The sequence below is a fragment of the Streptomyces sp. NBC_01142 genome (assembly GCF_026341125.1).
Taxonomy (GTDB): domain Bacteria; phylum Actinomycetota; class Actinomycetes; order Streptomycetales; family Streptomycetaceae; genus Streptomyces.
Window position 1 is genome coordinate 19,584 of sequence record NZ_JAPEOR010000001.1, and the last position, 24,654, is coordinate 44,237.

The 24,654-nt window shown below is 70.2% G+C and carries 21 protein-coding genes and 1 tRNA gene; 8 read left to right on the top strand and 14 right to left on the bottom strand.

Going from position 1 to position 24,654, the window contains the following annotated elements:
• The first annotated feature begins 135 nt into the window (after window positions 1-135).
• From OG883_RS00110 to OG883_RS00135, 6 genes are all read left to right on the top strand, one after another.
• Window positions 136-333 (top strand): hypothetical protein, encoded by a 198-nt coding sequence (locus OG883_RS00110; protein WP_266533157.1) that lies wholly within the window; start codon window positions 136-138, stop codon window positions 331-333.
• 202 nt (window positions 334-535) lie between these two features.
• Entirely contained in the window at window positions 536-3,421 is a 2,886-nt protein-coding gene (gene topA, locus OG883_RS00115; protein ID WP_266533160.1) for a type I DNA topoisomerase, read from the top strand.
• A 136-nt stretch (window positions 3,422-3,557) separates the two neighbouring features.
• The gene (tmk, locus tag OG883_RS00120; RefSeq protein WP_266533163.1) at window positions 3,558-6,878 is read left to right on the top strand and encodes a dTMP kinase; all 3,321 of its coding nucleotides are present in this window, start codon (window positions 3,558-3,560) and stop codon (window positions 6,876-6,878) included.
• Window positions 6,879-6,963: 85 nt separating this feature from the next.
• Window positions 6,964-8,169 (top strand): DNA polymerase III subunit delta', encoded by a 1,206-nt coding sequence (locus tag OG883_RS00125; protein ID WP_266533165.1) that lies wholly within the window; start codon window positions 6,964-6,966, stop codon window positions 8,167-8,169.
• Between the two features lie 162 nt (window positions 8,170-8,331).
• Window positions 8,332-9,873, top strand: a complete 1,542-nt coding sequence (locus OG883_RS00130; RefSeq protein WP_266533167.1) for an alpha/beta hydrolase — start codon at window positions 8,332-8,334, stop codon at window positions 9,871-9,873.
• 273 nt (window positions 9,874-10,146) lie between these two features.
• Window positions 10,147-10,220, top strand: a tRNA-Thr gene (locus OG883_RS00135).
• Window positions 10,221-10,264: 44 nt separating this feature from the next.
• Here OG883_RS00135 and OG883_RS00140 read toward each other — a convergent pair.
• Together OG883_RS00140 and OG883_RS00145 are read right to left on the bottom strand one after the other, a co-directional pair.
• Window positions 10,265-11,821, bottom strand: a complete 1,557-nt coding sequence (locus tag OG883_RS00140) for a site-specific integrase (RefSeq protein ID WP_266541119.1) — start codon at window positions 11,819-11,821, stop codon at window positions 10,265-10,267.
• Window positions 11,822-11,952: 131 nt separating this feature from the next.
• On the bottom strand, window positions 11,953-12,651 hold the full coding sequence (locus tag OG883_RS00145; RefSeq protein ID WP_266533169.1) for a hypothetical protein: 699 nt from the start codon (window positions 12,649-12,651) through the stop codon (window positions 11,953-11,955).
• Window positions 12,652-12,767: 116 nt separating this feature from the next.
• Between OG883_RS00145 and OG883_RS00150 the strand changes: the two genes are divergently transcribed.
• On the top strand, window positions 12,768-13,007 hold the full coding sequence (locus tag OG883_RS00150) for an integrase (protein ID WP_266541121.1): 240 nt from the start codon (window positions 12,768-12,770) through the stop codon (window positions 13,005-13,007).
• A 74-nt stretch (window positions 13,008-13,081) separates the two neighbouring features.
• Here the strand turns inward: OG883_RS00150 and OG883_RS00155 are convergent, their stop codons facing one another.
• From OG883_RS00155 to OG883_RS00180, 6 genes are all read right to left on the bottom strand, one after another.
• Window positions 13,082-13,522: an NUDIX domain-containing protein gene (locus OG883_RS00155; protein WP_266533171.1), complete on the bottom strand. Its 441-nt coding sequence runs from the start codon at window positions 13,520-13,522 to the stop codon at window positions 13,082-13,084.
• Window positions 13,519-14,172, bottom strand: a complete 654-nt coding sequence (locus tag OG883_RS00160) for a dTMP kinase (protein ID WP_266533174.1) — start codon at window positions 14,170-14,172, stop codon at window positions 13,519-13,521. The genes OG883_RS00155 and OG883_RS00160 overlap by 4 nt, the downstream gene beginning before the upstream one ends.
• A complete protein-coding gene (locus tag OG883_RS00165; protein ID WP_266533177.1) occupies window positions 14,169-15,668 on the bottom strand; it encodes a radical SAM protein in 1,500 nt (499 codons plus the stop codon). The genes OG883_RS00160 and OG883_RS00165 overlap by 4 nt, the downstream gene beginning before the upstream one ends.
• On the bottom strand, window positions 15,625-16,464 hold the full coding sequence (locus tag OG883_RS00170; protein ID WP_266533180.1) for a hypothetical protein: 840 nt from the start codon (window positions 16,462-16,464) through the stop codon (window positions 15,625-15,627). The genes OG883_RS00165 and OG883_RS00170 overlap by 44 nt, the downstream gene beginning before the upstream one ends.
• A 748-nt stretch (window positions 16,465-17,212) precedes the next feature.
• Window positions 17,213-17,413, bottom strand: coding sequence for a DUF397 domain-containing protein (locus OG883_RS00175; RefSeq protein ID WP_266533181.1), 201 nt, complete (start codon window positions 17,411-17,413; stop codon window positions 17,213-17,215).
• 11 nt (window positions 17,414-17,424) lie between these two features.
• Window positions 17,425-18,279 carry a helix-turn-helix transcriptional regulator gene (locus OG883_RS00180; RefSeq protein ID WP_266533183.1) on the bottom strand — a complete coding sequence of 285 codons (855 nt, stop codon included), beginning with the start codon at window positions 18,277-18,279 and terminating at the stop codon, window positions 17,425-17,427.
• A gap of 248 nt (window positions 18,280-18,527) precedes the next feature.
• On the opposite strand from OG883_RS00180, the gene OG883_RS00185 reads away from it, so the two are divergent.
• On the top strand, window positions 18,528-18,965 hold the full coding sequence (locus OG883_RS00185; RefSeq protein ID WP_266533186.1) for an ATP-binding protein: 438 nt from the start codon (window positions 18,528-18,530) through the stop codon (window positions 18,963-18,965).
• A gap of 464 nt (window positions 18,966-19,429) precedes the next feature.
• On the opposite strand, the gene OG883_RS00190 is transcribed toward OG883_RS00185, so the two are convergent.
• The 6 genes from OG883_RS00190 to OG883_RS00215 all read right to left on the bottom strand — a co-directional run bounded on the left by OG883_RS00190 (window position 19,430) and on the right by OG883_RS00215 (window position 24,621).
• Window positions 19,430-19,684 carry a hypothetical protein gene (locus OG883_RS00190; RefSeq protein ID WP_190087993.1) on the bottom strand — a complete coding sequence of 85 codons (255 nt, stop codon included), beginning with the start codon at window positions 19,682-19,684 and terminating at the stop codon, window positions 19,430-19,432.
• Window positions 19,681-19,941: a hypothetical protein gene (locus OG883_RS00195; protein ID WP_266533192.1), complete on the bottom strand. Its 261-nt coding sequence runs from the start codon at window positions 19,939-19,941 to the stop codon at window positions 19,681-19,683. Before OG883_RS00195 ends, OG883_RS00190 begins: the two co-directional genes overlap by 4 nt.
• A gap of 67 nt (window positions 19,942-20,008) precedes the next feature.
• On the bottom strand, window positions 20,009-20,902 hold the full coding sequence (locus OG883_RS00200) for a peptidoglycan-binding protein (RefSeq protein ID WP_266533195.1): 894 nt from the start codon (window positions 20,900-20,902) through the stop codon (window positions 20,009-20,011).
• A gap of 66 nt (window positions 20,903-20,968) precedes the next feature.
• Window positions 20,969-22,666 carry a hypothetical protein gene (locus OG883_RS00205; RefSeq protein WP_266533198.1) on the bottom strand — a complete coding sequence of 566 codons (1,698 nt, stop codon included), beginning with the start codon at window positions 22,664-22,666 and terminating at the stop codon, window positions 20,969-20,971.
• A 36-nt stretch (window positions 22,667-22,702) separates the two neighbouring features.
• The gene (locus tag OG883_RS00210; protein ID WP_266533200.1) at window positions 22,703-23,584 is read right to left on the bottom strand and encodes a hypothetical protein; all 882 of its coding nucleotides are present in this window, start codon (window positions 23,582-23,584) and stop codon (window positions 22,703-22,705) included.
• On the bottom strand, window positions 23,584-24,621 hold the full coding sequence (locus OG883_RS00215; protein WP_323180853.1) for a hypothetical protein: 1,038 nt from the start codon (window positions 24,619-24,621) through the stop codon (window positions 23,584-23,586). The genes OG883_RS00210 and OG883_RS00215 overlap by 1 nt, the downstream gene beginning before the upstream one ends.
• Between the last annotated feature and the right edge of the window lie 33 nt (window positions 24,622-24,654).

Consider the following 24,654-nt stretch of genomic DNA (forward strand, 5'->3'; position numbering starts at 1 on the left):
CTCCGGTGAACCCGGCACCGGGACCGGGTGGGTGAACCCACGCGGCGTTCACCCGGAATTCGCGCCTATGACGCCGTGAGGTGTCAGCCTCGGCCTCCTGGGAACCTCGGCACGAGGGAAGGACGGGACACAGGCATGGAGAGCGGGCCGGCGATCTTCGCGGGGACGGCATTCGCGCTGTTCGGGGCAGCGCTGCTGCTCTGGACCGGAGCGCGCGTGCTGCACCGCGCGCCCGTCGCACACGGAGTGAGCCCCGCCACGGCCGTCGCCCTCGCGACACTCTTCGGCGCGGCGTCCCTCGCCCTCGGGGTGTGGTGCTTCGGCCGCGTCTGATCCGGGGCCCGGAGAGCCGACGTGCCGGTCCGGGCGGCAGGAATGGCTGGACTCGGGTTACCGTTCGAGTGGCCGTTGCGGGCTTTTGCCGTTTGACACGAGGGCGGGTTGTACCGTCACACTCCGCAGCGGGCAGCAGCGTCACCGCAGTGGCGTACTGCCGTACGTGCCCACCGAGCGTCGACCGGAGAGAAGAGCGAAGTTGTCCCCGACCAGCGAGACCGCAAAGGGCGGCCGCCGACTCGTGATCGTCGAGTCTCCTGCCAAGGCGAAGACGATCAAGGGCTACCTCGGCCCGGGTTATGTCGTCGAGGCGAGCGTCGGGCACATCCGCGACCTGCCGAACGGCGCCGCCGAGGTGCCCGAGAAGTACACCGGCGAGGTGCGCCGCCTCGGTGTCGATGTCGAGAATGACTTCCAGCCCATCTATGTCGTCAACGCCGACAAGAAGGCGCAGGTCAGGAAGCTCAAGGAGCAGCTCGCCGAGTCCGACGAGCTCTTCCTCGCCACCGATGAGGACCGCGAGGGCGAGGCCATCGCCTGGCACCTGCTGGAGGTCCTCAAGCCCAAGGTCCCCGTCCACCGGATGGTCTTCCACGAGATCACCAAGGAAGCGATCCGGGAGGCCGTCGCCAACCCGCGCGAGCTGAACAAGCGCATGGTCGACGCCCAGGAGACCCGCCGTATCCTCGACCGTCTCTACGGCTACGAGGTCTCGCCGGTCCTGTGGAAGAAGGTCATGCCGCGGCTGTCCGCCGGCCGTGTGCAGTCCGTCGCCACCCGCCTTGTCGTCGAGCGGGAGCGCGAGCGCATCGCCTTCCGTTCCGCCGAGTACTGGGACCTGACCGGCACTTTCTCCACCGGCCGTGCCGGTGACGCCTCCGACCCCTCGACCTTGACGGCCCGCCTGAACACGGTCGACGGACAGCGCGTCGCCCAGGGCCGCGACTTCGGCTCGGACGGGCAGCTCAAGTCCGGCCAGGTCCTGCACCTGGACGAGACGAACGCCCGCGCCCTGGCCGCCGCACTCCAGGACGCCTCGTTCGCCGTCCGCGCGGTGGAGTCCAAGCCGTACCGCCGCTCTCCGTACGCCCCGTTCCGTACGACGACGCTGCAGCAGGAGGCCTCCCGCAAGCTGGGCTTCGGGGCCAAGGCCACCATGCAGGTCGCGCAGAAGCTGTACGAGAACGGCTTCATCACGTATATGCGTACGGACTCCACCACGCTCTCCGACACTGCCGTCTCGGCGGCCCGGGCGCAGGTCACGCAGCTCTACGGTGCCAATTACCTGCCGGAGAAGCCGCGCGTGTACGCCGGGAAGGTCAAGAACGCGCAGGAGGCGCACGAGGCGATTCGTCCCTCGGGTGATCGTTTCCGCACCCCGGCCGAGACGGGTCTGACCGGCGACCAGTTCAAGCTCTACGAGCTGATCTGGAAGCGGACCGTCGCCTCCCAGATGAAGGACGCGGTCGGCAACAGCGTCACCGTCAGGATCGCCGGCCGCGCTGCGGACGGCCGGGACGCCGAGTTCACTGCGTCCGGCAAGACGATCACCTTCCACGGCTTCATGAAGGCCTACGTGGAGGGGGCCGACGACCCGAACGCCGAGCTGGACGACCGGGAGCGGCGCCTGCCGCAGGTCGCCGAGGGCGACGCCCTCTCCTCCGAGGAGATCTCGGTGGACGGCCACGCGACCAAGCCGCCGGCCCGCTACACCGAGGCCTCGCTGGTCAAGGAGCTGGAAGAGCGCGAGATCGGCCGCCCGTCGACCTACGCGTCGATCATCGGCACCATCCTCGACCGCGGCTATGTGTTCAAGAAGGGGACGGCGCTCGTACCGTCGTTCCTGAGCTTCGCCGTGGTCAATCTGCTGGAGAAGCACTTCGGCCGGCTCGTCGACTACGACTTCACCGCGCGGATGGAGGACGACCTCGACCGCATCGCGCGGGGCGAGGCGCAGGCCGTGCCGTGGCTGAAGCGCTTCTACTTCGGTGGCGAGGCGGCGGGTGCGGGTGTTGCCTCCGAGGCCGGAAACGGCGACGGCGACCACCTGGGCGGTCTCAAGGAGCTGGTGACGGACCTCGGTGCGATCGACGCCCGGGAGATCTCCAGCTTCCCGGTCGGCAGTGCGATCGTGCTGCGCGTCGGCCGCTACGGCCCGTACATCGAGCGCGGCGAGAAGGACTCGGAGGGCCACCAGCGCGCCGACGTCCCCGAGGACCTCGCGCCGGACGAGCTGACGGTGGAGTACGCAGAGGAGCTGCTGGCCAAGCCGAGCGGCGACTTCGAGCTCGGCGCGGACCCGGTCACCGGGCACCAGATCATTGCCCGTGACGGCCGCTACGGCCCGTATGTGACCGAGGTACTGCCCGAGGGCACGCCGAAGACCGGCAAGAACGCGGTCAAGCCGCGCACGGCCTCGCTCTTCAAGTCGATGTCGCTGGACACGGTGACCCTGGACGACGCGCTGAAGCTGATGTCCCTGCCGAGGGTGGTCGGTACCGACGCCGAGGGCGTCGAGATCACCGCGCAGAACGGCCGGTACGGCCCGTATCTGAAGAAGGGCACCGACTCGCGCTCGCTGGAGACCGAGGACCAGCTCTTCAACATCACGCTGGACGAGGCGCTGGCGATCTACGCGCAGCCTAAGCAGCGGGGGCGGGCAGCCGCCAAGCCGCCACTGAAGGAGCTGGGCACGGACCCGGTCAGCGAGCGTCCCGTGGTGGTCAAGGACGGCCGCTTCGGTCCGTACGTCACCGATGGCGAGACGAACGCGACGCTGCGCACGGACGACAGCGTCGAGGACATCACGCCGGAGCGCGGCTACGAGCTGCTCGCCGAGAAGCGTGCCAAGGGTCCCGCCAAGAAGACGGCGAAGAAGGCTCCGGCCAAGAAGGCCACGGCGAAGAAGACCGCCGCCAAGAAGACCGCTGCCAAGACGACGGCCGCGAAGAAGACCCCTGCGAAGACGACGGCGGCCAAGACGACGGCAGCCAAGACGACGACGGCCAAGAAGGCGACAGCCAAGACGTCGGCGGCCGCGGCGAAGAAGACGGCCGCGTCGGCGAAGGCGTCGACGGAGGAGTAGTCGCAGGACAGCCGGGCGAGCAGACAGTCTGCGTACGGGCGCTTTGTGCGGGGGGAGGTTTCTCATCCTCCGCACAAAGCGCCCGTATGTTCGGGCAGGCCTCCAGGGAGCCATGGGCTCCGGATAGGCTGGGCGGATGACGCGAGCCGAGCAGCCAGCCGAGCAGCAGGCGGTCATGAGCACCGCCTCAGAGACTGCCTCAGCCTCCGACGCACTTGCCGCAGACTCACGTGAACGCGCCGTGCGCGCCCTGCTGCGCTTCCCTCCGCTGAGGCGATTGTGGAACGCCCAGGTCGTCGGCGGTGTCGGGGATGCCCTCGCCGTTCTCGTACTTCTGCTGCTGTCGCTCCAGGCGGCGGTCTCCGAGGGATCGTTCGGGGACGGCTATCGCGGGGCGGCCTTCGCCGTCGCCGCCGTGCTCGGCGCGCGCGTACTGGCCACCCTGCTCTTCGGGGCCGTACTGCTCGGCCCCATGACGTCGCTCACCGCTCCGGGACCAAACCGGGATCAAGCGGGATCAAAGGGGAGCGAAGCGACTTCGGGCAAGCGTGGTGGCGGGCGACGGGAGGGCGGTCCGCTCGACCGGCGCTGGACCATGATCGGCGCGGACGGGCTGCGCCTCGCACTTCTGATCGTCGCACCCCTGTGGATCGACTGGGCACCCGGCAACGCGCTGGCGATTCTGCTGATCACCGCCTTCGTCATGGGGGTCGCCGAACGCTTCTGGACGGTGGCCCGTGACGGCGCCGCCCCGGCCATGCTGCCCGCCCCGCCGCCGGAGGGCGCGGCTGTGCGGCCGCTGCCCGACCACCTCGACGCGTTGCGCCGGCTCTGGCTGCGTACGAGCTTCGCCGTCATTCCCGTGGCCGCCGCGGCTCTGCTCGTCGCCACCCTGATCGGCAATCTGCTCGGTTCGGGCATCGAGTGGTTCTCGCTGCACCAGGCCGCTCTCGGTTCCTACATCGCGGCCGGTCTCTTCGCCGCGTCCGTCTCCACGCTGTATTTCGTGGAGCTGCCCGGCTCGCAGACCCCGCGCCCGCGCTCGCCCCTCGAGGGCCTCCGCCGCCCGTCCACCGGCAACGGCATGGACAAGGGGCGTACGGGCGCCGTACCGCTGTTCGTGATGGCCTGTGCCGCGGTCGCCGGTGCGCTCGCGTCCGCCGCGGCCGTCTCCGTACTGCACGCCGTGGACCTGGGCGGCGGGCCCGCCGCCTTCGCGCTGCTGGTGCTCGCGCTGACCGGGGGCACCGGGCTCGGTATCCGCGGCGCAGCCTCCGTGCTTCCCACGCTCTCGCGCCGCCGGCTGCTCGCCCTCGCGCTCGCGGTCACCGGGGTCGCGCTGCTCGCCATGGGCCTCGTGCCGGACACGGCGACCGTGCTGTTCATCGCGCTGCTCGCCGGCTTCGCCGCCGGCGTCGCCGCGCACACCGGGCACGCGCTCATCGACCAGGAGACCGAGGACTTCCGGCGGGGCAGGATCACCGAGCACCTCCAGGCGGTCGTACGGGTCGCGATAGCCCTCGGTGCGATTGCCGCGCCGCTGCTGTCCGCGGCGATCGGTCCGCACCGGCTCGCGAACGGCGACTTCGTCTTCGCGCACGGCGGCGCGGCGTTCACGCTGATGCTGGTGGGCGCGCTGCTGCTGCCCGTCGCGGCGATCGTCCTGGCCAAGACGGACGACCGCTCCGGCGTACCGCTGCGGCGGGATCTGGGCGACGCGCTGCGTGGCGGCGCGGATCCGGCCCAGGCGCCGGCCGCGACCGGTTTCTTCATCGTCCTGGAGGGCGGCGACGGCGCCGGGAAGTCCACGCAGGTCGAGGCGCTCGCGGAGTGGATCCGGGCGAAGGGCCACGAGGTCGTGGTCACGCGGGAGCCGGGTGCCACGCCGATCGGGAAGCGGCTGCGGTCGATCCTGCTCGACGTGTCGTCGGCGGGGCTCTCGAACCGGGCGGAGGCGCTGTTGTACGCCGCCGACCGCGCCGAGCACGTCGGATCGGTCGTACGGCCCGCACTGGAGCGCGGCGCGATCGTCATCTCCGACCGGTACATCGACTCCTCGGTGGCCTATCAGGGCGCCGGGCGTGATCTGTCGCCGACCGAGATCGCCCGTATTTCGAGGTGGGCGACCGACGGACTCGTACCGCATCTGACGGTGCTGCTGGACGTCTCCCCCGAGACGGCGCGGGAGCGGTTCACGGAGGCCCCGGACCGGCTGGAGTCGGAGCCCGCGGAGTTCCATCAGCGGGTGCGCTCCGGCTTCCTTACGCTGGCCGCGGCCGACCCGGGCCGGTACCTGGTGGTGGACGCCGGCCAGGAGCCGGAGTCGGTCACCACTGTCGTACGGCATCGCCTCGACCAGCTGCTGCCGCTCTCCGACGCCGAGGTGAAGGCGCAGGAGGACGCGCGCAGGGCGGCCGAGGAGGAGGCCCGCCGACGGGCGGAGGCGGAAGCCGCGCAGAAGGCGGAGGAGGAGCGACTGGAGCGCGAGCGCCAGGAACAGCTCGCCAAGCTCCGCGCCGAGGAGGACGAGCGCAAGCGGCGCGAGCTGGAGGAGGCGCGGCGGCGCGAGACCGAGCGGCAGGCGGAGGAGGCCAGGCGGCGGGCCGAGGAGGCTCGGCGGCAGGCGGAGGAGGAGCGGGCGCGCCGGCTGGCCGAGGAGAAGGCGGCCGCGGCGGAGCAGGAACGGCTCCGTAAGCAGGCCGAGGAGGAGGCACGGCTGCGGGCGGAGGCGGAGGAGCGCCGCCGCGAGAAGCAGCGCAAGGCGGAGGAGGCGTTGCTGCGGGCGGAGGAGGCGCGGCGGCTGGCTGAGACGGCCGCGGCGGCAGCCTCGGCGGCTTCGGCTGCGGCTTCGAGCTCGGGTTCGGCTTCGACGGCGGCTTCGAGCTCGGGTTCGGCGTCGGTCCCGGATGCGGCTTCGGGCTCGGCCTCCGAACCGGTTGTCCCGCCCGACGAGGTGACGCAGGAGGTCCCGACGCCCGGGACGGCGGGAGCGTACGACGAGACGTCGGTGCTGCCGGAGGTCCAGGACCCGCGGGCGGCCGACGAGACGGCGGTGCTTCCGCCGGTCCGCGAGTCGCGGGCGGCCGACGAGACGGCCGTGCTTCCGCCCGTACGTGAGTCGCGCGCGGCGGACGAGACGGCGGTGCTTCCGCCCGTACGTGAGCAGGTACGTGGGCCGGTCCGCGACGCGGATCTTGCTGACCGGGTCCCGCCGGGTATCTTCCGTGACGAGCCCTCGAACGAGCGCACGCGCGAGCTCCCCCAGATCGACCCGGAATCCGGCTCGTCTTCGTCTTCGGCTTCTTCTTCGGGTTCGGCTTCGGGTTCGGGCCGCCCCCCGCGGCGCCGCTCGGACTGGGCGGAGGAGACCCCGCTGGACGACCTCCCGACCCTGGCGGACGAACTGCTCGGCCCGCCCGACGAGGACGACGACAAGGGCCCCCGCCGCGGTCGCTGACGCGTTGCTGCGGGTCCGGGGGCAGGGACTGTCAGACCCCTGCCCCACAATGGGAGACCCCAGCACGAAAGGCGGGTGACGGCACATGACCGTATGGGACGACGTGGTCGGCCAGGACCGTGTCCAGGCGCAGCTCGCCGCCGCCGCCCGGGACGCCGACACCCGCGTCACCGCCGAAGCACGCGGCGAACGCCCCCCGGACGCGTCCAAGATGACCCACGCCTGGCTTTTCACCGGGCCCCCCGGCTCCGGACGGTCCACCGCCGCTCGTGCCTTTGCCGCCGCGCTGCAGTGCACAAGCCCCGACCGTGCGCTCGGCGGCGAGCCCGGCTGCGGGTTCTGCGACGGCTGTCACACCGCCCTCGTCGGTACGCACGCGGACGTCGACGTGATCCGTACGGACCTGCTTTCCATCGGCGTCAAGGAGACACGAGAACTGGTCCGCCGGGCCCAGCTCTCCCCGGCCGTCGGCCGCTGGCAAGTGATCATTCTCGAGGACGCCGACCGCCTCACGGAGGGCGCGGGCAACGTCCTGCTGAAAGCCGTCGAGGAGCCCGCCTCCCGCACCGTCTGGCTGCTCTGCGCGCCCTCCCTCGAGGACGTACTGCCCACCATCCGCTCGCGCTGCCGCCATCTCACCCTCCGTACGCCACCCGTCGCAGCTGTCGCCGACGTCCTGATCAGGCGGGACGGCATCGAGCCCGAGGTCGCCGCTTCCGCCGCCCACGCCACCCAGGGGCACATCGGGCGTGCCCGTCGGCTCGCCACCGACGAGCGGGCCCGCGCCCGCCGTGCCACCGTGCTCAAGATGCCGCTGCGGGTCGGGGACATCGGCGGGTGCCTCAGGGCCGCCCAGGAGCTCGTCGACGCCGCGGCCGAGGACGCCAAGCAGGTCGCCGACGAGGTCGACGTCAAGGAGACGGAGGACCTCAAGGCGGCTCTCGGCGCGTCTGCGGGCGGCCGGATGCCGCGCGGCACGGCCGGGGCGATGAAGGAGCTGGAGGACAAGCAGAAGCGCCGCAAGACCCGTTCGCAGCGCGACAGCCTCGACCTGGCGCTCACCGATCTGACCGGCTTCTACCGAGATGTGCTGGCCCTCCAGATGGGCTCCGAGATCGCGCTGGCCAACAACGATGTACGGGACTCCCTCGACCGGATCGCCCGTGACTCGACCCCGGAGCGCACCTTGCGCCGGATCGAGGCCGTGTTCGCCTGTCGGCAGGCGCTGGACCGCAATGTGGCGCCGCTGCTGGCCGTCGAGGCGATGGCGGTGGCTCTCCGAGCGGGCTAGCGGCCCGGCGGCCCCACCCGGCGGGCCCGGCGCCGGTACAGCCATGCCAGCCGGTGCCGGTGCTGGCCGGCGGGCATGCCCGCCGACCGGCACCGGGTTGACCGGGTCATCCGTACGAGCGCCTTACGACGCCGACGCCCACCCGGCTACTACGCTCGGAGGATGGACACCAGGCGCCTGTTCCGTTCTTCCGCCCTAGCGCTGGCCACGGCCGGCCTCTTGATCTCCGGATGCACCGGCGGAAGTTCCTCGCCCAGCGCCGCCTCCGCGTCCGCCGGAGACGGCAGAGCCGCCCCCGACACAGCCCTCAAGCCGTACTACGCACAGCAGTTGAAGTGGCGGTCGTGCGGTGTCTCCGGCTTCGAGTGCGCCACGATGAAGGCCCCGCGGGACTACGCCGAGCCCGACGGCGAGACCATCGACCTGGCCGTTGCCCGCAAGAAGGCCACCGGCCCCGGCAAGCGCCTCGGCTCCCTGCTCGTCAACCCCGGCGGCCCCGGTGGCTCGGCCGTCGACTATCTCCAGAGCTACGCGGGCATCGGCTACCCCGCCCCCGTCCGTGCCCGCTACGACATGGTGGCCATCGACCCGCGCGGCGTCGCCCGCAGCGCGCCCGTCGAGTGCCTCACCGGCAAGGAGATGGACGCGCACACCCAGATTGACCAGACCCCCGACGACCCCGCGGAGACGGCCCGGCTGGCATCCTCCCTGAAGGGCTTCGCGGCGGGCTGCAAGAAGCGTTCCGGCGCGATCCTGCCCCATGTCTCCACGGTCGAGGCGGCCCGCGACATGGACATCCTGCGAGCGGTGCTGGGCGACAAGAAGCTGACGTACGTCGGGGCTTCGTACGGCACCTTCCTCGGCGCGACGTACGCCGAACTCTTCCCCGACCGCACCGGCCGGCTCGTGCTCGACGGCGCGATGGACCCGTCCCTGCCGTCCCGCGAACTGAACCGTGACCAGACGGCAGGCTTCGAGAACGCCTTCCAGTCCTTCGCCGCCGACTGCGTCAAGCAGCGGGACTGCCCGCTCGGCACCGAGTCGCCCGCCGACGCTTCCGCCCGCCTCAAGGCGTTCTTCAAGGCGATCGACGCCAGGCCCGTCCCGACCGGCGAGAGCCGCGAGCTCGGGGAGTCGCTGGCCACCACCGGGGTGATCGCCGCGATGTACGACGAGGGCGCCTGGCCCCAGCTCCGCGAGGCCCTCGCCTCCGCCATGGCGGGCAACGGCTCTTCCCTCCTCGCCCTGGCCGACACCTACTACGAGCGCGAGGGCGACGGCTCGTACGCGAATCTGATGTTCGCCAACGCCGCCGTGAACTGCCTCGACCTGCCGCCCGCCTTCACCGGCCCCCAAGCGGTACAGGCCGCCCTGCCCGCCTTCGAGAAGGCCTCCCCGGTCTTCGGCAGGGGCTTCGCCTGGGCCTCCCTGAACTGCGGCTACTGGCCCACCCCCGCCACCGGCTCCCCGCACCGCATCGAGGCGAAGGGCGCCGCCCCGATCGTGGTCGTCGGCACCACCAGGGACCCGGCGACCCCCTACAAATGGGCGAAGGGGCTGGCAGGGCAGCTGGACTCCGGACGGCTGCTCACGTACGAGGGTGACGGCCACACGGCGTACGGCCGCGGCAGCGACTGCATCGACACTGCCGTCAACACCTATCTCCTGGAGGGCACGCCCCCGCAGGACGGCAAGCGCTGCTGACCGGGGGCCCGAGGGTCAGTGCCCGGCGGCGGCCCTGAACCCGCGCCGTCGCCCCGTCGGGCCCGAGCAGCGTCCGCCCGGCGATGAGCTGCCAGGTGTGCCGGACAAGGCATACCTGGACCGGTATCGGGTGACTCGCCCCACACCGGGCACGTCGTCGGAGGCCTCTGACGGGGCCCCGGACCTGGTACGGAGCACCCAAAAGAACCCTGTAGACTTGGCGCCGCTGCGGATGCGAACGTGTCCTTGCGGGGACGGTTATATCCGCAGCTTGCCGCCTTAGCTCAGTTGGCCAGAGCAACGCACTCGTAATGCGTAGGTCTCGGGTTCGAATCCCGAAGGCGGCTCTGTAGAACCCTCAGGACTCACTCGCCGTGACCTGGGGGTTTTGCTATTTCCGGGCCAGACGGGGGCGGAACAAAATGATCTTCGCATCCCCTTGCGTGCCCATTGCGTGCCCATCTGCGTGCCCGGAACCTGGTGTGACCTCGGGGTTCGCGGGTTCGGCCTCAACCTCGGCGACGATCGCCTCGACCTCGACCTCGGGCTCGGCGGCGAGCTGAACGGGTCGACGCACGGTGCCTCTCGGGACCATGGCGGCCGTGGCCTCGGCGGCGTCGCGCGCAGCCTTGGGCATGACGGACTGATAGATGTCCCGCGTGATCCGGCTGTCGCTGTGTCCGAGGGTCTCGGACACGATCTTGACGTCGACGCCGGCGGCGAGCATGAGCGAGGCGGCGACGTGCCGCAGGTCGTGCATGCGGATCGGCGGCAGACCTGAGAGCTCGACGAGCCGCTCGAACTGATCGGTCAGCGTGCCGGGGTGCAGCCACTCCCCGTTTTCCTGCGTGAACATGCGACCGCTGTCGGTCCATGCCTCGCCCCATTCGAGGCGCTCGGTCCCCTGCTTGATCCGGTGCGCTTCGAGAACCTCGGCGGTGTACTCGTCGAGCGAGATGATCCGCTCGCCGCTGTCGGTCTTCGGCGCCGACTCGACAACCTCCCAACCGTCCTGCACGAGCTGCGTCGCGACCGTGAGCTCGCTCGTCGCGGCGTTGTAGTCGGACCACCGAACGCCACACGCCTCGCCCCGCCGCAGGCCCCGGAACGTGATCAGGTGGAACAGCGGCAGCAGCCGCTGATCGGTATCGGCGAGGAAGTCCAGGAAGGCGCCCGCCTGCTCGGGAGTCCAGACCATGACCGAGCTCGGTTTGTCGCCAGTCCGCAGCCACTCGGCGATACGGGCGTCGGTCCACACCATCGCCTTCGGACGCTTGGCGGCGGCGAGCTCGACGTGCTGCGCGGCGTTGAAGGTGATCGAGCCCCGGGCTATCGCGGTGTTGAGCGCGGCCCGCAGCGTGGCCCGGATGTGCTGCTGCGTCGAGGGCCCGGTGACCCGCCGGAACGGAGCCATCGCGTCGATGGTGTCCTTCATCACCTTCCGGCGGGCGCGGTGCTCTCCTCCCTTCCACGGGGTCGCCTTGAGCTCGGCGAGTGCCGCCCGGCGGTCCGCGTTCGCCTCGGTGATCTCGATGTTCGTCTCGGCGATGCCCTCGAACATGGCGTCGAGGTGCGGCACGGTGAGGCGGTCGAGGCGAATGTGCCCGATCCGGGGGCGCAGGTGGCACCGGATGTCGAGCGCGTACCGGTCGTGGCCGCTCTTGCGCAGCGCCTTCTTGCCGGCGAGCCACAGGTCGAGCCACTCGGCGACGGTCATGTGCTGAGTGAGCGACTGGCCGGTGCCGAACCGCCGCTTCGTCTCGTCGAGATCGGGGATGCTCTCCTTACCGGCCCCGACCAACGCGAGCAGGTCGCCGAGGCGGGCGCGGCCGTCCTGATCGTCCGCGTCGGCGATGTTCAGCAGGGCGCGCACCTTGTCGAGGTCGCCCTGCGCCTCGGTCTGCGTGTCGTATCCGGCGCGGCGAAACAGGCGGCGGTCGCCTTCCATGGTCGGCGGCAGTTCCTGCCGGATCGACCACACGCCGTGCGTGCGCTGCTTGAGCTTGGGGCAGGAACTGCCCAGCGGCTTGCCGTCCTTGCGGCGGCAGTAGCAGCGCTTTGTCGTGGTTCCCTTCGCGGTCACTCGATACCTCTCGGGTTGGTCTGGTCGGGGTTGTCGAGCAGGTCGAGCCGCTTCAAGTCCTCGGCCAACTCGGTTGGCAGGTGCGGGACGGTGAGGCTCGCGCGGTGCATGTCGTTGACGATCTGCGCGAGCTCGTCGAGGCGGTCGACGTACTCGGCCTGTGCCGATGGATCGAGCGCGGCGCGTAGTCGGGCCTTGTGGGCCCTTTCGCGGCGCCGCGCGAGCTCGGGGTACAGCGAGACCGGATAGGCCGCTGTGGCCCATGCGGCGGCCCACGTCTGCCCGATACCGGCGATCGGCCGCGTGTCGGCGACGTACCGCCCGTCGAGGGGGCCGTCGAGCGTCGGCGTTGCCTCGCCGGTCATCCACTGCCACACCGTGTACGGGTCGCGAGGGTCCGCGCCCGGGACGGTGGGCACGGTCTCCTCGGTCCCGAGCGGGACCATAAGGAGCAATGGAGGAGTGGCGAGCGCGAGGCCGAAGACGAGCAGTTCCTCGGCGGTCACCTGACGGCGCTTCTTGGCGTTGCCGTCGCCGCGGCCGGTCTCGATCGTGACGATCACGGCGTAGGAGAGATCGGGGCGACCGAGGCGCGCGCACTCGGCGGCCAGGTCGTGCCGGTTCATTCCGAGCCGCTCGCGGTGCCGGCGGATCTGAGCGGCGACGACGTCGCCCGCTGTCTGGTGACTGTGCATATCGCAAAGCTAGCTTTGTTGGTTGCAAAGCGCCACCCTTGATCGTAAGTTGCTGATCTAGGCATCGCTCGGCACCACCGGGCCGATGTGCACACCGATGTCACTGGGGGCAGATGATGAGCACGACTGAGCACGGGATGACACACGACGAGCTGATGACGCTTCCCGTTGCGATCCCGCTTGAGACGGCCAACAGGGCGTTGCACCTTGGCCGGACGACTGGCTACCACCTCGCCCGTACCGGGCGTTACCCCGTGCGGGTGCTCCGCCACGGACGGGCGTACAAGGTGTCGCGCTATGACCTACACAGGCATCTCGGGGTGGCACGTGAGTCGTCTATTGGTGAATCTTCGTAGGCAAAGCGAGCCCGCCCGCCGCACCTCAGAGGCGAGGGTGCGGCGGGCGGGTCTGTCTTGTGGCCGGCTGAGAGCTACCAGCCGTGTTCGGTGAGCATTTCGGCGCCCTTGAGGTACCCGTACAGGCCGGCGGCGGGGTACTCGATGATGTCCTCGGGCAGGGCGTCGACGGGGAACCACGTCAGCGCGAGGCACTTCTCGGGCTCGCGGTTCTCGGGCTCGCCCTCCCACTTGGTCGCCAGGAAGAACAGACCGATCCGCTCGACCTGCTCGCTCTGCTTGTGGTGCACAGTGTGCACGAGCCGCAGGTGCTCGGGGTCGACCTCGATCCCGGTTTCTTCGCGCAGCTCGCGGGCGGCGCCGACGGTGAGGGGCTCGCCCTGGTCGAGCTTGCCGGAGGGGGCATGCCACCGGCCGTGACCGTACGGTCCGCCGCGCTGCGACAGCAGGATCATGTCGCCGTCGCGCAGGATCACGTGCGTGTCGATGACGGGGGCTGCGGGTGTGGGGCTCATGGGGTCACCGTGGGGTCGTCGTCGTGTGGGACGGGTGCGACGGTACCGCCGGACGGGGGCAGCGCGTCGGCGATTCGGCGCGCTACATCCTTTGGGGCGATGGTGGTGGAGTCGAGTACGAGCACCTGTACGCCCATGCCCATGAGGGTCTGTGCTGCCTCGGCGTAGAGGTCGACCTCGCGGCTTGGGGCGTCGGGGTCGTGGTGGAAGCGGTGGCGCACGCCGCGGGCGGTGAGGCGGGCGGCGATCACGGCCGGGTCGGCGGTGAGGATCACGGCGAGGTCGGGCAGCATGATCTCGCGGTTCAGGTCGAGCAGGTACTGCTCGGCGACGCCGTCGAGGCGTTGCAGTACGAGCGACGAGGCGAGGTACCGGTCGGATATGACCGTGAATCCGGCGTCGCGCATCGGGCGCAGTTCGACCTCGACGTGTTCGTACCGGTTGGCGGCGACGAGGCAGGCGAGGGCGTGCCCGCGGAGGAATGCGGCGCTAGCGCGGGTGAACTGTCCGAGAGCGCTCTGCGACGGCTCGCACGTGCGGTAGACGAGGCGGCCCTCGTTGCGCAGCAGGCGGTCGAGTTCTTCGAGGGTGGTGGATTTACCGACGGCGCCGGGGCCGTCGAGGGTGACGAACGTTCCGGCGGTGGTCATGCGGCGACCCCGATCCGGTTTCGGGCGTGCTGCTCGCGAGTGAGCGTGGCGAGGGTCGCGCGCAGCATGGGCAGGGGGACGGTTCCGAACTGGATGCCGACCGAGAAATTGAACTCGTCGCGCTGCCTCATGGACTCGTCGGCGCCGTCCGCGGTGAGGTCGACGTCGGAGTATGCGAGCAGCTTGTCGGGGTCGTGTCCGGCCTCGGTGAGGGTGTGCCAGACCGGGGTACCGGGGTAGGGCCGGAACTCGAACACGGACGCGCGGAAGCGGGCGTCTGCGTGCCGGTCGGCGATCGTCCACAGGTTGTGGATGTGTCGCACGGTCGCGTCGAGGTCGGTCTGCTCTTCCTCGGGGTAGCCGAGGATGAAATAACCCTTCACGCCGATGCCGCGTTCGAGCAGCCGGCCGGTAACCCGCTCGGTCATCTCGGCCGTGATCCGCTTATCCATGCCGGCGAGCACGCGGTCGCTGCCCGACTCGATCCCGAGGGCGACCTCGCGGAGCCCGTTGGTCTTGAGGGTGTCGAGCATGGTGTCGTCGAGGCGGTCGAGAACGTTGATCCGGCCCGTGGCGTCCCACACGTACCGGTCGCCGATCTTGTGCCGGGTGAATGCTTCCATCTGCGGGACGATCACCCGTTTGGCGCCGAGAAACAGGTCGTCGACGAAACGGTAAGCCGTGGTCCCGTACACGTCGTGCAGGTGGTCGAGTTCGGTGATGATGCCCTCGGGCGAGCGGGTACGGATCTTGACGTCGGGATTCGCCGAGACCGCGGCGCCGCAGAACGAGCAGTCGTACGGGCACCCGCGCGCCCCGACGATGTTCGCCTCGGTCCGGCCATCGTCCGCGACGTACGGATCTTGTGGCAGGAACTCGCGGTTCACCAGCGGCAGAGCGTCGATGTCCGGGCTCAACCACTCTGCGGTACCGCCGCGGGCGATGCCGGCGGCGTGCGTCCCGAGGATGCGGTCGCGCCACATCACCCCGGGCAGCTCGGCGCGGCGGCGTTCGTCGGCGAGCAGTGCGGCGACGCGGGTCTCGCCCTCGCCGATCACGAGGGCGCGCAGGTTGCGCATGCGGGGGTCGGCGAGGATGCGGTCGGGCATGGCCTTGGCGTGGTGTCCGCCCACCATGAGGGCGATCCCGTCGTCGATCTCGGCGGCGATCCGGGCCGACATCTCGTACGTGGGGGCGAGCAGGTTCATGCCGACCCATCGGGGTCGGTGGTGGTTGATGAGGCGGGCGGTTTCCTCGATGCCGAGGCCGTGTGCTTCGGCGTCGAGTACGCCGACGTTGAAACCGGCCTGCTGCGCGTAGGTGGCGATGTAGGCCATGCCGAGCACGGGCAGGGTGTAGTCGTTGGTCCGCGGCCGCAGGCCGTAGTCGCGCAACGGGGCGTTGACGAACAGGGCGTCGAGGACGCGGTTCGGGTCGGCGCCGGCGATCAGATCAGGGGTGGTGCGGTGTTCCTCCTGTGCGGGTAATACGGGCATGGCTCCCCCAGGTGAGAGTGAAAAGGGTCAGGGCGTGCAGTTGGGTGCGGGTGGGCGCCCATTGGCGCCATAGGGCTTCGAACGGCTTGTCGTCGTCGGGCAGGGTGAGGGCGGGTGCGGCGCGGCCGGCCCATGTGCGCACGGCGAGGTCGCCGTGCGGGTAGACGGAGTGGTCTCCGGTGAAGTCGGCCGCGGCTGCTGCTGCGGTCCACGGGCCGATGTACGAGACCTCGCAAAGCTCTTTGACGAGGGTTTCCGGGGCGAGGGTGGCCCAGTGGTCGCCGCGGTCGAGGTAGGCCGTTGCGGCGGCGCGCAGGCCCTTGGCGTTGAACTTGCAGCCGATCGCGGCGAACCCCTCGTCGCTTACTTCGAGCACGACCTCGGGAGCGGGGGCGAGGGGAATCGGGCCGGCCGGGGTGTCGAAGGTGCGTCCGTAAGCGGCGTAGTAGGCGCGGTGCTTCTTGCGGGCCTGCGGTGCGCTGATCACCTGCCGAAGGAGCGCGGTCGTGATCGCGTCCCACAACGACGGGTTGGTGAGCCGAGCCACCGTGCCGAGGGAAACCAGCTCATCGAGGAGCAGGGTTCCCTCGGCGGCCGTGGGGAGGTCGACGGCGGACGTGTAGGCGACGGGGGGCTGCTCGGCGGCGTCGGTGTCGAGGGGGCGCAGCAGCAGGTGCTCGCGGTCGCTCTCCCAGTGGGCGAGCCATGCGGCGCCCTGGTGCTCGACGACGCGTACCGGCTCGCCGGCCGCGGTCTCGTGCCAACCGGCGTGTTCCGTGATGATCGTGGTACTCATGTGCTCAATTCCCGTCGCTGTTGCTGTGGTTGTGCTTCACAGTCTGCTGACTGAGTGGGAGTGAGCGAGAGAAATCGGACGGGTCGAACCCTCCACTCGGCGCACGTCCCGTCGCGCAGAATGATCGTGAAACCCGTTTCCTCGCCGCGGTACAGGGCGGCGGCGGCTTGCATCCATCCGCTTCCATCGGCCCATTCCAGAGCGCGCGCTATCTCGTGACGCGTCAGGGTGAAGACGTGGGCGCCGCGGATGTCGATGCGCAGGGCCCGAATCGCGGCTCGGGGGTTCGCAACCACCTGTACGGGGGTGCGCACCTCGACCGGTCCGCCTCGGGGGTTGTAGCGCACCCGCTCGATCTCAACACCCGTGCGGATGGTGTGGTCATGGGCGACCCACGTCTGCAACCTTGGACCGGTAGACGCCGGGTGACTGCGTAGCATCTGCATTCGTACCTCCCTGCCGCGGCTTCTCGGTTGCGTTCCTCCGGACCAGTGTTGGAACGGTGGAATGGGTGCAACCCCGGGGGGACCTTGCCCAACGGCAAACGCGCGGGGCAGAGTTAGGGCACGTCAGACGCGGTTTGAGTGATGAACCGGCCTGCCGTAGTGACGCAGTGAGACCGTAGCGCCACGCACAATCAGGCTGCAAGTGTGGACCGGTACAAACATGCAGACTGGCATATGCAAAAACCCCCCGCCCTGGTCAGGCGGGGGGTCATGGACGCGCGTGGCGCCGGGGGCGGAGAGGGCTAGTTGACGAAGTGATCAAACTCGCCGTTCTTCACACCCAAGATGAAGGCGGCGAGCTTCTCGGGCGACGTGGTGATGATGCTTGCCGGGTCGTCGCTCTCGCACAGCACGATCTCGCCTTGGTGCTTGCCGACGTACAGGCACTGCTCGCCGCCGCCGCCGGAAAAGCTCGACTTCTGCCAGTTGATTTCGCTGTTCATCCCTGTATTTCTCACAGTTCTCTTGCGATGTGGTGAATGAAACTTCGCGACTCGTCGGCGTCGAGCGAGGTCTGCTCGGCAAATGAGAGCAGGGCCCGATACCGATCGAGGTCTGCGGCTGTGTCCAGGAAGCGACCGCCGAAAGGCGTGTCGATGTGAACAGTGTCAAGCTGCGGGACCGTGCCGGTCGCGTACATCACGGTTTGCGTGACCTCGATGAAGTCGTCGGCCGCGAAGGGGATCACGCGGAGAGTGATCCACTCCTGCTCTGATGCTTGCAGCAGGTAATCGAGCTGATCCCGGGCCACCTTCCGACCGCCCACCCGCATCCGCAATGCAGCCTCGTGCACGATCGCTTCGAACTGCGGTGGCGTCTCGCGGTCAAAGATCGCACGACGCTTCATGCGGTGCTCGACTCGGGCGTCGACTTCTTCCGGCGGCACCTGCGGGATCACCCCGGCGAACAGCGCCCGTGCGTAGTCCTCGGTCTGTAGGACGCCCGGGAACGTCATCGGCTGGAGGCATCGCAGGCCGGTTGTGTGGTGTTCGAGTTCGGCGATGTCCAGGAAGCCGGGGGCGAGGATGCCGCGGTATTTGTCCCACCAGTGCGTTCCCCTGCGCTCGGTGGCGATGGTGCACAAGGCGGCGAGTAGGGCCTCGTCGTCGGATTGGTAGAACGTGAACAGCCGACGAATGCGTTCGTCGCTGATGCCGAGGCGGCCGGCCTCAATGTTGCTGATCCTTGCGGCATCGGTAGAGAGCAAGCCGCCGGCATCTCGCGCGGTCATGCCGGCGCGCTCGCGCAGCTTCCGCAGCTCAGAGCCCAAACGGATCTGTCGGGCGGTCGGATTGTCCCTCGGCGGCATGTGTCCCTTCCCCTTGTCCTACCTGAGTTTGCCCGGTGCGGCGTCACGGGTCCACCCGGAAGAGTTCCTTGGGGTACATGGTTGTACCGGTCCAACCTTTTACCCTATGGTCCTGGCAGCACCGCGACGCGAGCAGCAAGACCGCGAAGTGCAGCCGCTGACGCACGTCTTGACGTGTCGTCACCCCGGGAAGCGGCCATTGCCACGCGCAGCGAGCGACGCGACCAACCGCGTTGGGAGACGAGGACATGACGACAAGCGCTTTACCTCCTGCACCCCCGCCCAGCTTGGGCGTTAGCTACCGGTTCGTAGCGCCCCGTACGGCGACGACGCCGAAGATTCTTCGTGATCTCGTGACTGTCCTGGTGGTTGCCTTCGGGCACGAGGACGTCGCCGAGACGCTCCGACTGTGCGTGTCCGAGGTGGTGACGAACGCCTACCTCTACACCCGTGCTGACCTCATCACCGTTGATGTATCTCTCGGCTCGACCGGGGTCACTGTCTGGGTGAATGACGATCGCCCCGAGCGGCTACCGCATCCGCCCCGCACCGCGCCGTCGTGGCGATCAGAGCACGGGCGGGGGCTTCTCCTCCTATCGCGCCTCGCGGACCGATGGGACGTCGGCGCCACCGGTCCCCGTTCGAAGCGCTTCGAATTCAGCATCGACTACAAGGGGGCGGCGTGAGGCTCGACCCTGTTTTGGTTGGCGTGCTCTCGATCGCCGTCAGCCTTGGCCTACTCGTCCTCACCGCGGTATGGGCCTCGCTCCCGAGCGCTCGGCGCGCGGTGACCCCGGCGCCCGATCGCCCCGGACGCAAGTACCGCTGCTACTGCTGGAAAGAGCCCGTGCTCGTGCTCGTCGAGGCGCATGGGCCACCGGACGCCGAGGCGTCGCCCGTTGGGCGTAGGCGACACGCGAGGCCATCCAGCGCAGACCACGCCGCCCGCCCGGATAGTGCCTCCCACGCGGGGGCGGGCGGCGGTGGAAGGGGAGCACATCCCGTGCACGCGGTCGCGTAGATCACCCGCACGGTGACCCCGGGCAGGGGGCCCTCGACGAGTGCACCGTCGAGGGCCCCCTCGCCTGTCTCCAAAACGAAAAAGGCGCCCCCGCCACCGGCACGAGGCCGGGGCGGGGGCGCGCGGTGTTCAGCGGGCGGCGGTCTGCCAGAGGGTGAGGGCGAGGCCGATCACGGCGACCAGGGCGAGGACGCTCGGGAGGGGCCACCGGGTCTTTTCGAGTGCGTCGAGTCGGGCCTCGTGGTCGGCGAGCTGCCGGTCGACTTGGTCGCCCCGCTGTACGACGAGGGCGAGCTGTCCGTCGAGGCGGGCGAACCCTGCCTCGACCACGCCGCGCAGCCTTTCGAGTTCGAGGGCGACGTCGGACGGTGAGGGATCGGTCATCGGCGACCGTCCGGCCGGTCGAGGGCGAGCAGCTCGGCGTCGCGGTCCGGGCCGGTCCGCAGCCACGCGGGCAGCAGGTTGTCGACGACCGGCAGGGCCATCACGCGCGTGATCGCTCCGGCGACGGCGAGGGCGATACCGACGCCGGCCGCGGCCTGCGGGATGCCTGCGGCGTTGACGATGAGCGGCAGGCCGGCCGCGAGGGCGAGCACGGTCTGCACGATGGTGCGAGCGGTCCGGCGCTGTGCGTCGGTCATGGGCGGTTCCTCTTTCTACAGGGTGGGGGGCCCGCCCGCGGGTTGCGGGCGGGCCAGGAGGCGGGGGTCAGACCTTGGGGACCTTGAGCGCGGCCCACGAGGACGGGCCGGGCCATCCGTCGGCGTCGTCGCCGCTGTAGCCGAGGTGGCGCTGCCACCGCGCGTAGGACTGGCGATCGGCCTCGGTCCACTGGGGACCGGGGCCCGTGCGGTACGCCGAGCAGCCGACGGCGACGAGCCGCCGGCCCATGGCAGTGATGAGCGGCGAGCGCGGGTTCGCCTTGAACCAGCCGACGCCGGGGAAGGGGGCGTACTGCGGGGCCGGGGGCGGGGTGGGCTTGGGCTGCTCGGGCGTGCGGCCGAGGCGGCGGTCGATGCGCTCGCGCATGTCATCCATGGACCAGCCGCGCGGGTCGCTCTTCCAATCCGACCACTCCTTGTGGCCGATGACGGATGCGGCCGACCATCCGTACGCGCGGCAGATCGCGGCCGAGGTGCGCTCGATCGCGTCGAGCTGTTCGGCGGGCCACGGGTCGGCGCCGTCGCCGAGGTTGACGCACTCGAACCCGTAGAAGTGGGCGTTTCCGTCGATCGCGCCGGCCGAGCCCTCGTGCTTGTTCGTCGCGGGCAGGGACTGCTCGGCGATGACTGCGGAGAGCACGCGGCCGTCGCCGCCCCCTGCGTGGTTCGCGCGGCCCGAGCTGATCAGGTGCACGGTTCCGTCCTTGGCGATCACGCCGTGACAGAGGGGGCCGGGCAGCGAGTCGTATCCGTCGTAGCAGAGCCGCACCGACGAGTCGGTGCCGCTCGAAACGGTGTGGTGGATCATCACGCCGTTGATCGGGCCGAAGCTGCCGCGGTGGTTGCGGTTGTGGGTGCGCCAGTCGTCGACCTCGACGACGCGCACGCCCTCGGCGCGCAGGATCGAGACGAGCCGGTCAGGGCTGAAAGGGACTGCCATGCGTGGTGACTCCAGACATGAAAAAAGCCCCGGCCAGAGAGGCACGGGGCTTACGAGGAAGGGGAGTTAGGCGAGGGCGCACCAGAAGCGGTTAGCGCCGGACTCCATCGAGGCGACGGTGATCGTCGTGGGCGCGGTGGCAGCGCCGGCGGTGTAGACGCCGAAGCGGCGCACGGGGCTCTGCCCGAACACGTTGGGAGGGGCGCCCGCGCCGGACTCGGCGGCGAGGAGCATCGGCCCGTCGCCCGTGGTCGTGTTGTACTGCCACCTTGCGGCGACGTAGTAGACGCCGGCGGGCGCCGCGTAGGACGCGGTCAGGGGCGAGCTGATCGTCGCCCCGCCCGCGGTGTGGACTTCCGCCGGTTCGTAGGTGGCGGTGGACATGTCGCCGGTTGCGGCCACGCGGGTACCGGCCGAGTCGTAGATCGCGGCCCACGAGCCGCTCACGAGTCCGCCGGCGTATCCGGTCGCGAACCAAACGATGCGGGTCACGGTGACCGGCACGCGCAGGATGACGGCGGTAACCCGGATCGGGCCGCTACCGGGGTAGAGGGCGGTCGACTGGCCGAGGGCGGGGTCGAATGCCCACGTCAGCAGGCCGTGATCGGACGGGAGCCACTCGCCGCCCCCGAACGCGTCAACGTACGACTTGCGGGCGAGGTGGTTCGCGGTGGTCGGCGCGGCCGTGGTCGAGGGAATGGTGCTGAACGTCTTGCCGCCGCTGATCGTCTGTGTGCCGGCGAGCAGGACGGCGGCCGAGGTCTGCGTGTACCGGGCGTCGGCCGCGGCCTGGTCGAGCGCGCCGACGTCGGATGCGGTGAGTACGACGACGCCGGTTTTCGCGTTCACGGAGTCGACGGCGCCCCCGCCCGCGGCGGGGAGCTGCGCCGCGGGCACCTTGCCGTCGGCGCCGAGCGTGGCGACGCCGGACGGTGCGCCGGCCGCGGACGTCGCGACGGCGCCAACGTCGGCCGCGGACAGGGTCACGGCGGCGGCGCTCTTGCCGTTCACGGACTGCACGACGCCACCGGGCCCGGTGGCGCCGGTCTGCCCGGTCGCTCCGGTGTCTCCCTTGGGTCCGCGGAGATTGCCGACCGCGGTTCCCCACCCGCTTGCGCCGCGCTGCCACAGGTCGCCGGTATCGGTGCGCAGCAGCATGTCACCGGGGCGGGTGCCGGTGCTCGGCGTGCTCCCGGTGTTGACGTACCAGGCTGCGCCGCGGACGTCGCCGCCGAGCTGCGCCCATGCTCCGGCGCTGCGCTGCCACGTCGAGACGGTCGTCGAGGTGACGCCGAGGACCGTCGAGGATTCGTAGCGCACGTAGAGGTCGCCGTCGGCGCCGAGGCCGGCCGCGGGCGCGGCGGCGCCGCTGTAGATCCGCGATCCGGGGGCGCCGGTCGGGCCGATGTCTCCGCGGGGTCCCGGTACGCCCACGTAGTTGGGCTTCGCGGGGTCGGTGGGGGCGATGTCGGCGAGGTCGACCTCGGGCTGCGCGCGCGGTAGCAGGACGTTGTACGAGCGGCCGACGGGGATACCCGAGAGCTGCTCGGCCACGATGTACGCCCAGCCGCGCGGGTCCATGTCGGGGGCGTCGGTGGCGGGCAGGGTGACCTCGATCGAGCCCTGCGCGTCGAGGGCGGCGTTCACCGGTCCGCCGACGATCACGTCGGACGCGGGAAAGGTCAGTTGAGCGGGAGCGCGGAAGACAACCGCCCCCGACAGCGGCGTGCCGTCGGGGGCGAGGAACCGTCCGCGTACGGTCACGGTGGGTATGGACGGGGGCAGCAGTGCGGGGCCTCCTCAGTCTTCGATCGTGCGCAGCCCCGCGGGGATGCGTACGGGGTCCGGCCGCCGCTTGGGTTCGGCCGGCGTCTCGCTCACCGCAGGGCCGGTTCCCCGCTGCGCGGTGGCGGTGGCCGTCGGGGGGCGCGTCGGTACGCGCGGGGCCTCGTCGGGGCTGTAGGTGTGGCGGTAGAGAGCGGAATAGACGCGGGTCTCGACGTCTCGGCCCGCTTGAACGTTGCGGTGCTCGACCATCCACTCGACCCACTGCAAGAACTCGATGTCGTGCATGGGCTGCGTGATGAACTTGTTGGTCCACGTGCCGGCCGGACAGTCGTACTCGGCGACCGTGATCGCGGTCCCGCCCTCGGGCCGCATGGTGACCTTGACCTGCCCGCCCCCGGCGTTGGCGTAGGAATACAGCTCGATCTCGGCGACCGCGTGCGATACCGGACCTGCCCCCCACCACGCCGGCTGGTAGGCGGTTTCGCTGGTGTTCTGCCTTTGGGTGGGGTGGAGTTGAAGGGGGAGCATGGGGCGGCCGAGGAATCGATCGCTGAACGCGTCATCCATGAGGATCGGGGTCGGCCGTTCCTTGTCGCGGCTCCAGATGCGGATCATCTGATCGTCTTCGAGGACGTCGTCGCCGACTGTGAGGGCTCTCGTGCCGTTGGCCCGACGGAGGAAAAGACCCCAGTCACCTTGGGGCGTCTGGCCGACCTTGAAAGTCGCGATCCCCTCGGGTGTCTGGGCGATGAGCTGTCCGCCCTCGCCGATGGTGATGTCGCCGTGCAGGATCTGATCGAGGGCGGGGCGAATTTGGGCGCGGCCGGCGAGCTCGCGCACGCGCCGTTCGAGCTCGCGGATTCGGTCGAGCAGGTCGAGCGGGATTGCTGCCACTAGGCGGCCTCCAAGTAGAGCCGCGCGGTCTCGGGTCGGCCGCGCAGGGGTGGACTGATCGCGAGGCCGACCACGCGGTATCGGCGGTCGAGCCCTTCGGCCCACCACAGATCCCGAATGCGCACGCGGACGGTGGCGCCGAGCAGGGCGGGCGAGAGTGGCACGCGGTCGAGCGCGACGGTCAGCTCGGGAATCGGCCGCGGGGTGAGCGCGGCGGCGAGGTCGGCGCGGGCGTGCGCGGCGAGGGTGCCCGGATCGGTAACGGTGGTGTAGTCCGAGGTCCCGTCGAGCCGCGGCCATCCGGCGGCGAGCTGCTTGTCGTCGACGAGCAACTCGGTCATCAACGGCAGGGACTCGGCGGCCTGGTTCTTGTTGTCGCTGGCTCCCCTGCTCTGCCAGACATTGGCGCGCACGGTCGCATCGATGGGCCAGTCGTAGGAGAGGACAGGCCCGGGGTGGTCGAGGACGATCTCGGACTCGCCCGTACGGATCACGGGCGTGCCGAGCTGCAAGCCCTTGATGCGCCGACCGCTGCCCGGATCGCGGTAGCTCGCGATCCTCCACTCGAACCCGCCCTCGACGGCGGCGAGTTGGTCGATGACCTCACGGATTCGTGGCTGGTCATAGCGCCGGTACGTCCGGTCGCGCGCGACTCCCGAGAGCTGCTCGGCGTCGTACTCGATACCGATGTCGCCGCCGGCGAGGCTCGCGCTGTAGTCGATCAGACCCCGAACGAGGTCGAACTGATCGACTTGTGTCGCCTGCTGCGTGTGGAAGATCGCGCGATGGTCGAGGTAGCTCGCCCACCCTCCCGCCTGTATCCGCAGGCCGAGTTCGCCCCGCGCGTTGCTTGCGAGGCCGGCGGTCCAGGGGATGCCGCCCCACCAGATGTCACGGCCTCGCTCGATCCACATCGCAGTGCGGCCGAGGTCGAGGGCGGAGCGGACGCGGGCGGCGATCTGCCGGTTCGGCAGGGGCACGGTCACGGCGGCCGACCCGATCTTGCCGAGGTAGTCGTCGAGCGACACGTCGCTCACGGGCAGGATGTCGAGGACTTGATCGCTGCGCAG